At 42.0% G+C, this 13,608-nt stretch carries 14 protein-coding genes; 2 read left to right on the forward strand and 12 right to left on the reverse strand.

The features are described from left to right. Positions 1–167: 167 nt before the first annotated feature. The 6 genes from mprA to nrdH form a co-directional block, all read right to left on the reverse strand. Complete coding sequence (mprA, locus tag HFU86_RS05080) at positions 168–683, reverse strand: transcriptional repressor MprA (RefSeq protein WP_036947719.1); 516 nt, start codon at positions 681–683, stop codon at positions 168–170. 660 nt (positions 684–1,343) lie between these two features. Next, positions 1,344–2,543, reverse strand: coding sequence for an MFS transporter (locus tag HFU86_RS05085; RefSeq protein WP_036947717.1), 1,200 nt, complete (start codon positions 2,541–2,543; stop codon positions 1,344–1,346). 143 nt (positions 2,544–2,686) lie between these two features. Then, positions 2,687–3,658, reverse strand: a complete 972-nt coding sequence (gene nrdF, locus HFU86_RS05090) for a class 1b ribonucleoside-diphosphate reductase subunit beta (RefSeq protein ID WP_132494204.1) — start codon at positions 3,656–3,658, stop codon at positions 2,687–2,689. Positions 3,659–3,671: 13 nt separating this feature from the next. Continuing rightward, entirely contained in the window at positions 3,672–5,819 is a 2,148-nt protein-coding gene (nrdE, locus tag HFU86_RS05095) for a class 1b ribonucleoside-diphosphate reductase subunit alpha (RefSeq protein ID WP_187128834.1), read from the reverse strand. Next, positions 5,812–6,240 (reverse strand): class Ib ribonucleoside-diphosphate reductase assembly flavoprotein NrdI, encoded by a 429-nt coding sequence (gene nrdI, locus HFU86_RS05100; RefSeq protein WP_132494208.1) that lies wholly within the window; start codon positions 6,238–6,240, stop codon positions 5,812–5,814. Before nrdI ends, nrdE begins: the two co-directional genes overlap by 8 nt. 11 nt (positions 6,241–6,251) lie before the next feature. Further along, positions 6,252–6,479: a glutaredoxin-like protein NrdH gene (gene nrdH / locus HFU86_RS05105; RefSeq protein ID WP_036947709.1), complete on the reverse strand. Its 228-nt coding sequence runs from the start codon at positions 6,477–6,479 to the stop codon at positions 6,252–6,254. A gap of 297 nt (positions 6,480–6,776) precedes the next feature. On the opposite strand from nrdH, the gene HFU86_RS05110 reads away from it, so the two are divergent. Together HFU86_RS05110 and cspE are read left to right on the forward strand one after the other, a co-directional pair. After that, the gene (locus HFU86_RS05110) at positions 6,777–7,235 is read left to right on the forward strand and encodes a methylated-DNA--[protein]-cysteine S-methyltransferase (protein ID WP_006660933.1); all 459 of its coding nucleotides are present in this window, start codon (positions 6,777–6,779) and stop codon (positions 7,233–7,235) included. A gap of 216 nt (positions 7,236–7,451) precedes the next feature. After that, on the forward strand, positions 7,452–7,661 hold the full coding sequence (gene cspE / locus HFU86_RS05115) for a transcription antiterminator/RNA stability regulator CspE (protein WP_006662336.1): 210 nt from the start codon (positions 7,452–7,454) through the stop codon (positions 7,659–7,661). A gap of 187 nt (positions 7,662–7,848) precedes the next feature. On the opposite strand, the gene lipA is transcribed toward cspE, so the two are convergent. The 6 genes from lipA to mrdB form a co-directional block, all read right to left on the reverse strand. Continuing rightward, complete coding sequence (gene lipA, locus HFU86_RS05120; protein WP_036947707.1) at positions 7,849–8,814, reverse strand: lipoyl synthase; 966 nt, start codon at positions 8,812–8,814, stop codon at positions 7,849–7,851. Between the two features lie 70 nt (positions 8,815–8,884). Further along, positions 8,885–9,448: a lipoyl(octanoyl) transferase LipB gene (gene lipB / locus HFU86_RS05125; RefSeq protein WP_230082517.1), complete on the reverse strand. Its 564-nt coding sequence runs from the start codon at positions 9,446–9,448 to the stop codon at positions 8,885–8,887. A gap of 216 nt (positions 9,449–9,664) precedes the next feature. Then, entirely contained in the window at positions 9,665–9,928 is a 264-nt protein-coding gene (ybeD, locus tag HFU86_RS05130; RefSeq protein ID WP_006662335.1) for a DUF493 family protein YbeD, read from the reverse strand. A gap of 153 nt (positions 9,929–10,081) precedes the next feature. Next, positions 10,082–11,311 (reverse strand): D-alanyl-D-alanine carboxypeptidase DacA, encoded by a 1,230-nt coding sequence (gene dacA / locus HFU86_RS05135; RefSeq protein WP_036947697.1) that lies wholly within the window; start codon positions 11,309–11,311, stop codon positions 10,082–10,084. A 191-nt stretch (positions 11,312–11,502) separates the two neighbouring features. After that, positions 11,503–12,480 carry an endolytic peptidoglycan transglycosylase RlpA gene (gene rlpA, locus HFU86_RS05140; protein ID WP_187128836.1) on the reverse strand — a complete coding sequence of 326 codons (978 nt, stop codon included), beginning with the start codon at positions 12,478–12,480 and terminating at the stop codon, positions 11,503–11,505. Between the two features lie 13 nt (positions 12,481–12,493). Beyond that, entirely contained in the window at positions 12,494–13,606 is a 1,113-nt protein-coding gene (gene mrdB, locus HFU86_RS05145; RefSeq protein WP_187128837.1) for a peptidoglycan glycosyltransferase MrdB, read from the reverse strand. Positions 13,607–13,608 lie beyond the last annotated feature (2 nt).

Here is a 13,608-nt window from a genome sequence, read left to right on the forward strand (position 1 = left end):
GTTAACTACTGGAAACTAAGACGACAAATGATTTCGTTGCTCGATGGGATATCGCAATATATAACTGAAAGGATAATGAAATATATGTGAGTGAAAAGTTTTTTTTTCAGTTTAAGCCACAGAATGCCTCAAAAACATTAACCATGAAATATCTGTGGTCAATATTATCACTCTTTTATGCTATCGAGTTTTGCTAATAATTTGCGCATCAGCTTGTCGAGCAGCTGTTTTTCATCAGTATCCAATGAAGACCAGATATCGATCAATGCTTTATGTTGCGGCGGTAATAATCCACTGAGAAACTCAGAGCCTTTTTCCGTTAAGTGCAAATGTAGGCAGCGACGGTCGTTATGGCTTTCTTTACGCTCAATCCAACCATTTTTTTCTAATTCATCAGCAATACGTGTTGCGTTAGTCCGTGAAGAACCTAATGCTGCACTGAGTTCAGATGGCTGAATGCTATGAGAATCTTTAGTATCAAGGATCATGAGCGCCATAAATAGCGTTTCATTGACACCTTGAGCTCTTAGCATGTTATTACGTGATTCCAACAGTTTTCCATGAACGTGCATGCACAAGCGCGTCAATAAAATTTCTTGGTAAGGAATAGTATTTTCTTGTGAAGTTTGTTGCGCGACGCGAGCGTTAAGTAATTCTTCTGTCGGTGTAAATGAACTTTCCATTATTTGGATACCTTATTAGTTTCAGTTGGTAAGATTTCAACTGTAATCAACCATGTAAATGGTATATTAAAAGATAGAATTAGCAATTATACTTAATTAATTTCATCCATTTTATTTTGACAATGATACATCATTCATAAATTTTATGAATGTGTTTTAACGCATTTAGTATAGTTCAATTAACAATCACTGCTTTCTTACTATCATGTAGGTAAATAGATGAAAATATAATTGCGTTTTATACGACAAATAAAATCATATAAAACAATATATAATCACATCGCATTAACTCAATACCATTTTTTTTATTACTCAATAATTACAAGATAGAAGGATCTTTCTGTTTTTTGAGGTAAATACCCTAAAAAGGCACCTAGGGTATTGAGTAATACCGAATTAATATTTTGTGGGTAAGAAGTATACCATTTGATAAAGATATACTTTTTGCTTAACTGTGTCACTTATTAACTTTTTCTAGGTAAATTATACCTTGAACCAATTATTTATCATTGTTAGCTATTTAACATGATGATTATTATCACAGAGATATAATAATAGGTTAAATAATGGACGCATGAATAATAGATGAGATATTAAATGAGCGGTAAGTTCTATAGCAGCCAAATAGATGACTGCTATAGATAAAAATGAATGAAGGGATTACTGTTCAGAGGTAATAATTGGATCGAATCGAGCACCAATTGCCCAAATGATTAAACTGATACCTGTGATAACAACGCCTGAAATCGCTACGCCCATCCAACCTGCATGTTCATAGGCATAACCTGAAAGTAATGAACCTAGTGCTCCGCCAATAAAATAACTGGTCATATAGCCGGCAGTTAAGCGATTTCGTGCTTCAGGCATAATACGATAAAGCGTGCTTTGGTTAGTCACGTGAACACCTTGGATGGCAAGGTCAAGCACTAAGATGCCGATAATAAAAGCGATCAGTGAATATTTTGCCAGACCGATTGGGATCCACGAGAGCAACAATAGAATTAGTCCAAGGGTAGTGACTAATTTGCCTTTACCTTTATCCACTAAGCGTCCTGCTTGGGTTGCCATTAATGCGCCAGCTGCACCAACCAAACCAAATAACCCGATAGTACCCTCAGAATAATTAAACGGTGGGCTGGCTAATAAGAATGCCATCGCGGTCCATAATAGCGCAAAGTTCGCGAAAGTGAGGGCGCCAAGCAGTGCGCGAGTTGCTAAGACTGGCGTAGTAAAAAACAGACGTCCGATGGAGCCAATGAGTTGAAAATAGTTAAGATCCGTTTTTTGGTGATAACGCGGTAATTTAAGCGCCAAAATTAGGATCAGGAACATCATTAATCCAAAGGCAACCCAGTAAATAGCTCGCCAACCGCCTATCATTGCTACGCCACCGGAGATAGTGCGAGCGAGTAAGATCCCAAGAAGTAACCCACTCATAATAGTGCCCACTGCTTTGCCTCGTTGATGAGGCTTTGCAATAGAAGCTGCCATAGGAACCAGAACTTGGGCGACAACGGAGAATAGCCCTGTGAGGGCGGTACCGAGAAGAATTTGCCAAATATTGTCAGAAAGCGCGGTGATTAATAAACCACTGGCTGACAATGTGGTCATCACGATGATCAATTTTTTGCGTTCAAAAAGATCACCAAGAGGAACAAGGAAGAGTAATCCAACGGCGTAACCTAATTGTGCGGCGGTCACAATAAAGCCCGCCATGTTGGTTGTTAGGTTGAATTGGAGAGCGATAGTGTCTAGCAGGGGCTGTGCGTAATAGTTACTGGCAACGACCAGCCCAGTGGCGATGGCCATTAAGAGCGTTAAGCCCGTAGTCAGTTCCGCTTGTGGTGTTTTCATGCTCATTATGCTTCGGATATGAATGTTATTTTATGATCTGTGGGTAGGCATCAAGCCTATCCCACTATGACCGTTTATAGTATTAATGATTTAAGTGATTTTATTATTTTTTTCAAAAGATTGATGCGAGATATTTTTGTTGATGTTATTCAAAAAAGCCAATCATCATCTTCAGTACTGACTGCTTTACCAATCACATAGGATGAACCTGAACCTGAGAAAAAGTCATGATTTTCGTTGGCATCAGGCGAAAGCGCCGATAAAATCTCTGGGCTAACTTGGGTTATTGAGTCAGGGAAAAGTGCTTCATAGCCCAAATTCATCAAAGCTTTATTTGCATTATAGTGAAGGAAGCTTTTCACATCTTCACTCCAGCCAACGCCATCATACAGCTCTTGGGTGTACTTGATTTCATTTTCATATAAATCAAACAAGAGCGAAAAAGTGAAATCCTTAATTTCATTGCGTTCTTGTTCAGAATAATGGGCAAGGGCTTTCTGAAATTTATAGCCAATATAGTAACCATGAATAGCTTCATCGCGGATGATCAGACGAATTAAATCGGCGGTATTGGTGAGTTTTCCTCGGCTTGACCAGTACATTGGTAAGTAAAAACCCGAGTAAAACAAAAATGATTCTAAAAAGACGCTGGCGACTTTTTTCTTCAGTGGATGTTCATCACAGTAGTAAGACAAAATAATTTTGGCTTTATTTTGCAATGCGCTGTTTTCTTCACTCCAACGATAGGCTTCATCAACATCGACAGTGGAACACAGTGTTGAAAAAATCGAGCTGTAAGAGCGTGCATGCACCGCTTCCATAAAGCTGATATTGGAGAGAACCGCTTCTTCGTGAGGCGTTTGAGCATCTCCCATCAAACACGGTGCGCCAACGGTATTTTGGATGGTATCTAACAAGGTTAGTCCCGTAAAAACGCGGATAGTGAGTTGCTGTTCGGCAGGTGTCAGTGTATTCCAAGAAACCGTGTCGTTGGACAAGGGAATTTTTTCGGGCAACCAAAAATTACTGGTTAATCGGTTCCATACTTCGAGATCCTTATCATCTTGAATGCGGTTCCAGTTTATTGCTTGAACAGGGCGATTGAGCGTGCTGGTGGTCATTATCTTTTTCCTTTTACAGTGAGCAGGAGACGCAGCCTTCGACTTCGGTGCCTTCAAGTGCTGTCTGACGTAATCGAATGTAATACAAGGTTTTGATCCCTTTTCGCCATGCATATATTTGGGCTTTATTGATATCACGGGTGGTGGCATTGCCATCGAAAAATAGGGTTAGTGATAAACCTTGGTCGACGTGTTGGGTGGCTTCGGCATAGGTATCAATAATTTTCTCAGGACCAATCTGATAAGCATCTTGGTAGTATTTGAGATTCTCATTGGTCATAAAAGGGGCTGGGTAGTAAACACGCCCAATCTTACCTTCTTTACGAATTTCGATAGGCGCTACCACGGGGTGAATGCTGGAGGTGGCATTATTGATATAAGAGATAGACCCCGTAGGCGGAATAGCTTGCAAGTTTTGATTATAAATTCCATGTGCCATCACGGACTGTTTTAATGTCTGCCAGTCCGTTTGTGTTGGTATTTCGATGCCCGAACGTCGGAATAATTCCTGCACGGTTTGGGTCTTTGGTGACCATGTTTTGTTGATATATTTATCAAAATACTCGCCACTGGCGTAGGTGGACATTTCAAAACCATCAAAAGCTTGTTGGCGTTCGATAGCTAATTGGTTCGAGGTTTTTAAGGCATGGTATGCCACGGTGTAAAAGTAGATATTGGTAAAATCTAACCCTTCTTCAGAACCATAATGAATATGTTCACGAGCTAAGAAACCATGTAAATTCATTTGCCCTAAGCCAATGGCGTGGGATTGTTGGTTACCTTTGGCTATGGATGGAACTGAGCGAATATTGCTCATATCAGAAACGGCAGTTAAGGCGCGAACGGCAGTATCAATCGAGCGTGCAAAATCAGGAGAATCCATGGTTTTGGCGATGTTCATGGAGCCTAAGTTACAGCTAATATCTTTACCAATATGTTGGTAGCTTAAATCTTCTTCATAAAGGCTAGGTTGGTTTACCTGTAAAATCTCAGAGCACAAGTTACTCATATTGATTCGGCCTGCAATCGGATTGGCACGGTTAGCCGTATCTTCAAACAAAATGTAGGGATAGCCAGATTCAAATTGAATTTCGGCGATAGTCTGGAAAAACTCTCGCGCATTAATTTTGAATTTCTTGATGGCTTTGTTATTCACCATTTCATGATATTTTTCTGTCACGCTGATTTCCGACATCGGTACCCCATAGACTTTTTGGATGTCATAGGGGGAAAACAGGTACATGTCTTCATTGTTTTTAGCGAGCTGGAAAGTGATATCGGGGATCACGACCCCAAGTGAAAGCGTTTTAATTCGAATTTTTTCATCCGCATTTTCCCGTTTAGTATCTAAAAATCGCAGGATATCGGGGTGATGAGCATGAAGATACACTGCGCCTGCACCTTGTCTTGCTCCTAGCTGATTGGCATAGGAAAAGGCATCTTCCAGCATTTTCATTACCGGAACCACGCCAGACGATTGGTTTTCTATCTGTTTAATCGGTGCGCCTTGTTCGCGCAAATTACTCATCAAGAAAGCGACACCACCTCCGCGCTTGGACAGTTGCAGGGCTGAGTTCACGGAGCGCCCTATGGACTCCATATTGTCTTCTATACGTAGTAAAAAGCAGGAAATAAGCTCGCCTCGTTGCTTTTTACCACCGTTAAGAAATGTGGGAGTGGCAGGTTGAAAACGTCCGCTAATGATTTCGTCCACTAAGAGAGTCGCAAGGGATTTTGAGCCCTGAGCCAAAGCCAGTGCAACCATACAAACGCGGTCTTCATAACGTTCAAGATAGCGCTCACCATCGAAGGTTTTTAGGGTGTAACTGGTGTAATATTTAAAGGCGCCCAAAAAGGTTTGGAAGCGAAATTTGTGGGCGTAGGCTTGTTTAAAAAGCTGTTTAATAAATGGGAAATCGTATTGCGCGAGCACCTCTTCTTCGTAGTAATTTTCATTGACTAAGAAATCGAGTTTTTCTTTTAAATCGTGAAAAAAGACCGTGTTTTGATTCACATGCTGACGGAAATAGAGATGAGCAGCTTGTTTGTCTTTATCCAGCTGTAAGCGACCTTCACTATCATAAAGGTTCAGCATTGCATTGAGCGCGTGGTAGTCCGCATTGCGATTGTTATTTAGGTGACTGTGCTGTGGGTTATCCATTAATCTGCTCCTTTGTGTGAGCCCAGAATGTTTTTAATCCTTGTTTTACAGATTGCACATCGCGCTCTGTGCCTAATAATTCAAATCGGTAGAGGAAGGGAATTGCACATTTTTGAGCGACAATGTTGCCGGCAATGGCATAAGCCTCACCAAAGTTGGTATTACCCGCAGCGATGACACCGCGAATTAACGCACGGTTTGCCTCGATATTGAGAAAGTGCGCCACTTCTTTAGGCACAGCGCCATGAGCGGTTCCACCGCCATAGGTCGGCAGCAACAGTACATAGGGTTGTGAGGCGAAAAGTACATTTTCAGGTAGATGGCCAATGGGAATACGAGTGGCTGGCAGCTGTAATTTTTCGACGAATCGATGGCAATTACCCGAACGACTCGAGAAATAAATTAGCGGTTGAGTGGTCATTTCAACCTCTCTTACTCAATCAGTGCATTGATTTTATCGGGGCGGAAGCCTGACCAATGCTGCTCTCCTACAATGACGACAGGAAGCTGCTGATAACCTAGTTTTCTTATGAACTCAATGGCTTGGTTATCTTCAGAAAGGTCGATAATGGTGTACGGTAATTGCTTGCGCTCGAACGCTTGGTAGGTTGCATTACACTGGACGCAGTTGGGTTTACTATAAATGGTAATCTCAGTCATTTTTTTCACCTTAACATTTTCAGAACGTGGTAGTTACGTAATGGTGGTGTGTTGAAGATGAGTTAATCCTATATATAGGTGTAAAGTATTTCAACCATACAATATATAGTGATTTTTTTATTTGAATGATAATCATTCGAATTATTGTCTATGCTGTTATTAACATTGGAAATAAAAAAATTCAGGGGGAGATGATTCAGTTAGCTACACTGAGAAAAAATATCATTGCAAAGTAGAAATAATTTACCTTATAACTGTATATACAATCAGGTAAATGAATCCTTTTGAGGAGATGTTATGTACCATCAATATTTAGTAGCCCCAGAAAACTTTCCGAAACCGTGGATCCATATTACGGCTGATGATGAAGGTGTGACGAGTATCTATTTTGTTGATGAAAAAACGGAGAAAGAGTCGAAAAACGAATTCTCAAAGCAGTGTGCGAAAGAACTAAAAGAGTATTTTAATCATAAGCGGAAAGTGTTTTCGGTTGCATTGAATCCGCAAGGTACTGAATTTCAGAAAAAAGTCTGGAAGCATTTGTGCGAAATTCCTTATGGTGAGCGTTGGAGTTATAAAGATCTCGCCTTAAAACTGGGCTCGGTTAACTATTGTCGAGCCGTCGGTATGGCCAATTCTCGTAACCCTATATCTTTGATTGTGCCTTGCCATCGTGTCTTAGGACATGACGGAAAGCTGGTGGGTTATACGGGAGGATTGGATATTAAAGATTGGTTACTTATTCATGAGAAGTAAACGCTAAAAAATTAACCATGAGTAATACTTACCTTTGCATTAATTACTATTATTAAGAATTATCCCCGTTTTCTGGGCGAAAGAGGTGGATAAATAATATTTTTTTATCATTTTAATCAATTTTCGTGATCTAGGTTGTAGACAAGTCAGTTATATATTTGATGTACTGAGCTTGATACAGATGGTGTGTCTATTTTATTTTAAAGGTAATATTTGATGTCTAAAGTTAAAGGTAACGTTAAGTGGTTCAATGAGTCCAAAGGTTTTGGTTTTATCACTCCAGAAGATGGTAGCAAAGATGTTTTTGTTCACTTCTCTGCGATTTCTGGCGACGGTTTCAAAACCTTAGCAGAAGGCCAAAAAGTTGAATTTGAAATCACTGAAGGCGCGAAAGGTCCATCAGCTGCTAACGTTGTCTCTTTGTAATTAAATACTTAGAAACGAACAGCACTAAACTCGCACTAGCTTTGCTAGCGCGAGTTTTTTTATCGCTAAAATTGACCTAATGATCATTTTTATTGGTGATAAATTAGGTAACTAATAAAAAACCCCAATGTGTAGTAATTCACAATTGGGGTTTATTTTAATCACTATTTAGACGAAAAGATTAATATTATTTAACTTCTTCGCCTTTTGCTTGTAGATCGGCATGATAGGAAGAGCGTACAAACGGGCCACAGGCTGCGTGAGTGAAGCCCATATCCATCGCTGCCTCTTTCATTTCATCGAACTCAGCAGGGCTTACATAGCGTTTAACGGGTAGGTGATGGCGGCTTGGCTGCAAGTATTGTCCCAATGTTAACATGGTGACGCCATGACGACGCAGATCACGCATCACTTCAATGATCTCTTCGTTGGTTTCCCCTAAGCCTACCATTAAGCCTGATTTTGTTGGAATTTCAGGATGAGCTTCTTTGAATTTTTCCAGTAATTTCAGTGACCATTCGTAGTTAGCTCCAGGGCGAACTTGGCGGTAAATACGCGGTACGTTTTCAAGGTTATGGTTAAACACATCCGGTGGTGTCGCAGTGAGAATTTCTAATGCGCGATCCATACGTCCTCGGAAGTCAGGGACGAGAGTTTCAATTTTAATGGTCGGGCTTTTTTCACGGATGGCACTGATACAATCAGCAAAGTGTTGGGCACCACCATCACGCAAATCATCACGGTCAACGGAAGTAATAACCACATAACGCAGAGCCATATCTTTGATCGTTTGCGCTAATTTTTCTGGTTCATTCGCATCAGGGGCATTTGGACGACCATGGGCAACGTCACAGAATGGGCAACGGCGAGTACAGATAGCACCTAAGATCATAAAGGTGGCAGTTCCGTGGTTAAAACATTCAGAGAGGTTAGGGCAGGAAGCTTCTTCGCAGACTGAGTGCAGGCCATTTTTACGCATTGCGGCTTTAATGCCTTGAATTCGCGTAGAATCAGCTGGCAATCTGATTTTCATCCAGTCAGGTTTACGCAGAATTTCCTCACGTTCCGTCACCACGTTTTTAACAGGGATCAGTGCCATTTTATCGGCGTCACGGTATTTAATTCCACGCTCGATCTGAATTGGTTTACTCATAATGTGCCGGTTCCAGTTATCTGTTTGCCATTAAAATTTTCTTGAAAAATGTTAAAAAATTATAGCATTATTATTGAACAATATGAAATCCAAGTGTGTCACAGAACTGACTAATAAGCACTGGTTGAACATCGTTTAATGTAATGTTTGGCGACAGCGCTCTCACTTGTGTCATTTTCAATTCACTATAACCACAAGGGTTAATGCGATTAAAAGGCTCGAGATCCATATCCACATTCAGAGCCAATCCATGGAATGAACAGCCTTTTCGAATACGTAAGCCAAGGGAGCAAATTTTGTCTCCGTTGACATAAACGCCGGGCGCATCAGGGCGCGGATACGCACTGATATTAAAATGGGCGAGGGTATTGACCACGCAAGTTTCTAGGGCGCTAACAAGCTCACGGACACCAATGTGACTGCGTTTTAGATCTATCATCACATACATGACTTGCTGGCCGGGACCATGGTAAGTCACTTGTCCGCCACGATCACTTTGGATCACGGGGATATTTCCCGGCGCGAGAAGGTGTTCGGCTTTGCCAGCTTGCCCTTGGGTAAACACAGAAGGGTGTTGCACCAGCCAAATTTCATCGCAGGTATCAGGAGTACGGGATTCAGTAAATTGGTGCATTGCCTCAGATGTGCTCTCGTAGGGAGCCAGACCTAAGTCGCGGATGATGATGCAATTCTTCGACAAAATTCGGTGTCCACAGGCTGTAAAGATGAATGGCAGTATAACGCTGTGAACGCGTTACCACCAGTTTGTCTTGTTATTAACTTGTTATTTTTCAGCTGATATTGCGGATAATAAAAAACCGAGCCGGAGGCTCGGTTTTCTTGTTGCTAATTACAGCACAACTTTGACTAATTCTAATGCACCTAACTCAGTATAGAGCGTTTCAACTTGCTCAATGTGAGTGGCGTTAATCGTAATAGATACAGAATGGTAGTTGCCTTTGCTGCTCGGTTTAACGTCTGGTGCATAATCACCTGGAGCATGGCGTTGAACCACTTCAATGACTTGGTCAACTAATTCTGGCTGCGCTAGGCCCATCACTTTGTAGGTCAATGGACATGGGAACTCAAGCAGTTCACCTAATTTCGTTTTCATGGGCACTCCTAAAATATTGATTAGCGCCTGCATAAAAATTGGCTGGAAGAAAATAGATTTCGCCAGCCAATTCACTATCCCATCAGGGTTTGTATTTAACTACAGGCTTTCAGATACAAACTATATGGGGCTAACTGATTTCAATTTCAAGTATTAACCAAACCAACGATGGAATAATAATTTGATGTAGTCGATTAAACGGCTGAAGAATCCGCCTTCTTCAACATCTTTTAATACCGCTAAAGGACGCTGTTCGATGGTTTTACCGTCTAATTGGAAGCTAATCGTACCCACTTGTTGGCCTTTTTTCAGCGGCGCTTCGATTTCAGTGGTGGTTAATTCGTAGCTTGCTTTTAAGTCTTTTAAACGACCACGAGGGATTGTGAGGTACAGGTCCTCAACCACGCCTAACTTAATTTCGCTGTCATCGCCAAACCAAACTGGGGCAGTGGCAAACTCGACGCCAGCTTGCAGAGGTTTCACTGTTTCATAGAAACGGAAGCCGTATGTCAGCAATTTTTTGCTTTCTGCATCACGCCCTTTACTGCTTTTTCCACCCATAACGACGGAAATAAGACGCATATCGCCATCTTTTGCGGAGGCAACTAAGTTATAACCTGCTGCATCAGTGTGACCAGTTTTGATCCCATCAACTGCAAGGCTCTTATCCCATAACAGACCATTACGGTTAGTTTGGCGGATATTGTTAAACGTGAATTCTTTTTCTTTATAAATTTCGTATTCTTCCGGTACATCACGGATCAGCGCTTGACCAATCAATGCCATATCACGAGCAGAGCTGTACTGACCCGCAGCATCGAGACCATGTACTGTTTGGAAGTGCGTATTTTGCAGACCCAGTTTATTCACGTAGGTGTTCATCAAGTTAACAAAGTTAGCTTGATCACCTGCGACATAGTCTGCCATAGCAACACAGGCATCATTACCTGATTGTAAGTTAATACCACGGGTTAGCTGAGAAACACTCACGCGATCTCCGGGTTTTAAGAACATTAATGAAGAGCCTTTGAAAATTGGGTTACCTGTCGCCCATGCATCTTCACCCACGGTGACCATGTCATTCGCGCCAATTTTACCTGATTTGATGGCTTGACCGATGACATAGCTCGTCATCATTTTGGTTAAGCTAGCAGGGTCGCGGCGCTGATCTGCATTACTTTCGGCAAGCACTTTACCTGAATTGTAATCAATCAAGATATACGCTTCAGCATCGATAGCTGGAGCAGCAGGAACTGAAGTATTTGGAAACGCTTCATTCGCATTTGCAAACGTGACAGTAGAAACGATCAGTGCAGAAGCCAGCGCAGTCTGACGCACGATTTGTGGCAGAAAGACATTGCGTGATGAGGAGACATTTTTCATGGTTGTATCATTACATCCAACATTCGGTTAACACAAGAAAGCGCAGTTTAGCAAAAGTTCGAAGGCAGATAAAAGAAGCTCTTGCGCTGTGCAGGTAAATTTACGTTAGTTTATACCCGTTGTACTTTAAGTTGCAGAGGGAGCTATCAATAATTTCCCCCAGCAACGTAAATTATTCGGTTATTGAGTGATTAAGGGGCAACAACCATGGATTGTTGATTGCGCTCAGACTGTAAACGAGATTGTATCTCTACTGCTTGTTGTCTCGTTGTAAAAGGCCCTAATTGAACGCGGTAGATGCCATTGTAAGGCTGTAGACGACCCGGTACGTTAAACTGACTTTTTAAGTTATCCAACATACTTTGTGCATTCGCTTTGCTACTGATAGCGCCAGCTTGAACTAAGAAACCACGTTCAGGCACGGATTCTGTCTCAGTGGTTTTCGGTGCAACTTGAGGTTCTGGCTGCTTGATATTCATGTCTGGCATCGTTGGTTGCATAGGCTCCACAGGCTGTTTTACTGGTAATACGTTGCTTGGCGCTGGGGATTCTTGCATCACCGGTGTACCTAATGGACCTGAACCTAATTGTGGACGATCCGGCAGGGCATAACTTTGTTTAACAAAGTTTGAACCTACAGTTCCAGGCCCTGATAAGCTCCCATCAGGTGCAACTTGGATGGCATCAATCTTAATTTTTGTGGTGGTCATCAGATTTAAGCGATCGGCAACTGCACGGGATACGGCAATACTTTTACCTGGAGTATAAGGACCTCGGTCATTGATACGAACCACCATCATGCGTCCGTTCATCATGTTGGTGATACGAGCATAACTTGGAATAGGGAGTGTTGGGTGAGCCGCAGTTAACTCTACTGGGTTAGCGCGTTCACCAATGGCAGTCAATTGACCAGAAGCTTCTTGACCATAAATTGACGCATAGCCAACTTGGGAGAACTGTGCGGGTTCACGGACAATTTGGTATTGCTTGCCATTACGCTGGTAATCATTATTTGCCGTTGGATGATAAGGCTCATAATGTGGCTCAGCACCCAACACATCTTGTGTAGGGACATTAGTTGGAACTGTTGGCTGCTGCTTAACGTCTTCGTTAATACACCCACTGAGTAATGTGGTTGCCATGGCGAGCATAATCCATTGTAAACGCATACTAAGCCTCATTTTATAAACTCTTAGATAAAAATTTTCTGTGGGTATGGATAGACATGATAATACCGAATCCAGCCATTAAAACAATTAAGGCGGAGCCCCCATAACTCACTAAGGGGAGGGGAACCCCCACAACAGGTAGAATACCACTCACCATACCAATATTAACAAACACATACACAAATAGGATTAGGATTAATCCGCCGACCATCACTCTTCCGAAGGTGTTTTGTGCATTTGCTGCAATATATAGCCCACGAATAATCAATAGGATATAAAGGCCTAATAAGACCAAGACACCAATCAATCCAAGCTCTTCAGCTAATACAGCGAAAATAAAGTCGGTGTGACGTTCAGGTAAGAATTCTAGCTGAGACTGAGTGCCTTCCAACCAGCCTTTACCCATTAAACCGCCAGAACCAATCGCAATTTTAGATTGGATGATGTGATAGCCTTTACCTAGAGGGTCACTTTCTGGGTCAAGTAGCATCATGACTCGGGCTCTCTGGTAGTCATGCATTAAGAAGAACCAGAGCATCGGAATAAAGGCGGCAAGCGCAACGGCGGCAACGGCAATTAAACGCCAGCTCATTCCCGCTAAAAATAGGACAAATAGCCCTGATGCGGCGACGAGGATCGAGGTCCCCAAATCTGGCTGAGCTGCGACCAGCAATGTTGGGACAAAAATAAATACAAGGGCAATACAGGTATTTTTAAATGACGGCGGGCATGAGTCACGGTTCATGAAACGAGCCACCATGAGCGGTACCGCGATTTTCGCAATTTCGGATGGCTGGAACCGTACAAAGCCCAAATCTAGCCAGCGCTGAGCCCCTTTACTGATTTGCCCAAAAACATCAACGAAGACTAAGAGAATAACGCAGAAAATAAACAGGTGTGGCGCGAGGCTTTCATACATGCGAGGTGGAATTTGCGCCATCACGATCATCACGATAAAACCAGAAAAAATTTGTCCTAGTTTTCGTTCCATCATCTCGGGGTCTAACCCGCTAGCGCTCCACATAATAAAGGCGCTATAAGCGAGTAAGGCGATGATGATTAATAACATAGGCACATCAATGTGCAGACGTGTTGATAGTGATAATTTTCTCTTATCGTCAGTCATGA

This window comes from Providencia sp. JUb39 (genome assembly GCF_012272845.1).
In the GTDB taxonomy this organism is placed as follows: domain Bacteria; phylum Pseudomonadota; class Gammaproteobacteria; order Enterobacterales; family Enterobacteriaceae; genus Providencia; species Providencia lanzhouensis.

Excerpts from the sequence above, each read along its gene's own strand:
- mprA (WP_036947719.1), bottom strand. The coding sequence starts at position 683 with ATGGAAAGTTCATTTACACCGACAGAAGAATTACTTAACGCTCGCGTC.
- HFU86_RS05085 (WP_036947717.1), bottom strand. The coding sequence starts at position 2,543 with ATGAGCATGAAAACACCACAAGCGGAACTGACTACGGGCTTAACGCTC.
- nrdF (WP_132494204.1), bottom strand. The coding sequence starts at position 3,658 with ATGACCACCAGCACGCTCAATCGCCCTGTTCAAGCAATAAACTGGAAC.
- nrdE (WP_187128834.1), bottom strand. The coding sequence starts at position 5,819 with ATGGATAACCCACAGCACAGTCACCTAAATAACAATCGCAATGCGGAC.
- nrdI (WP_132494208.1), bottom strand. The coding sequence starts at position 6,240 with ATGACCACTCAACCGCTAATTTATTTCTCGAGTCGTTCGGGTAATTGC.
- nrdH (WP_036947709.1), bottom strand. The coding sequence starts at position 6,479 with ATGACTGAGATTACCATTTATAGTAAACCCAACTGCGTCCAGTGTAAT.
- HFU86_RS05110 (WP_006660933.1), top strand. The coding sequence starts at position 6,777 with ATGTACCATCAATATTTAGTAGCCCCAGAAAACTTTCCGAAACCGTGG.
- cspE (WP_006662336.1), top strand. The coding sequence starts at position 7,452 with ATGTCTAAAGTTAAAGGTAACGTTAAGTGGTTCAATGAGTCCAAAGGT.
- lipA (WP_036947707.1), bottom strand. The coding sequence starts at position 8,814 with ATGAGTAAACCAATTCAGATCGAGCGTGGAATTAAATACCGTGACGCC.
- lipB (WP_230082517.1), bottom strand. The coding sequence starts at position 9,448 with ATGCACCAATTTACTGAATCCCGTACTCCTGATACCTGCGATGAAATT.
- ybeD (WP_006662335.1), bottom strand. The coding sequence starts at position 9,928 with ATGAAAACGAAATTAGGTGAACTGCTTGAGTTCCCATGTCCATTGACC.
- dacA (WP_036947697.1), bottom strand. The coding sequence starts at position 11,311 with ATGAAAAATGTCTCCTCATCACGCAATGTCTTTCTGCCACAAATCGTG.
- rlpA (WP_187128836.1), bottom strand. The coding sequence starts at position 12,480 with ATGCGTTTACAATGGATTATGCTCGCCATGGCAACCACATTACTCAGT.
- mrdB (WP_187128837.1), bottom strand. The coding sequence starts at position 13,606 with ATGACTGACGATAAGAGAAAATTATCACTATCAACACGTCTGCACATT.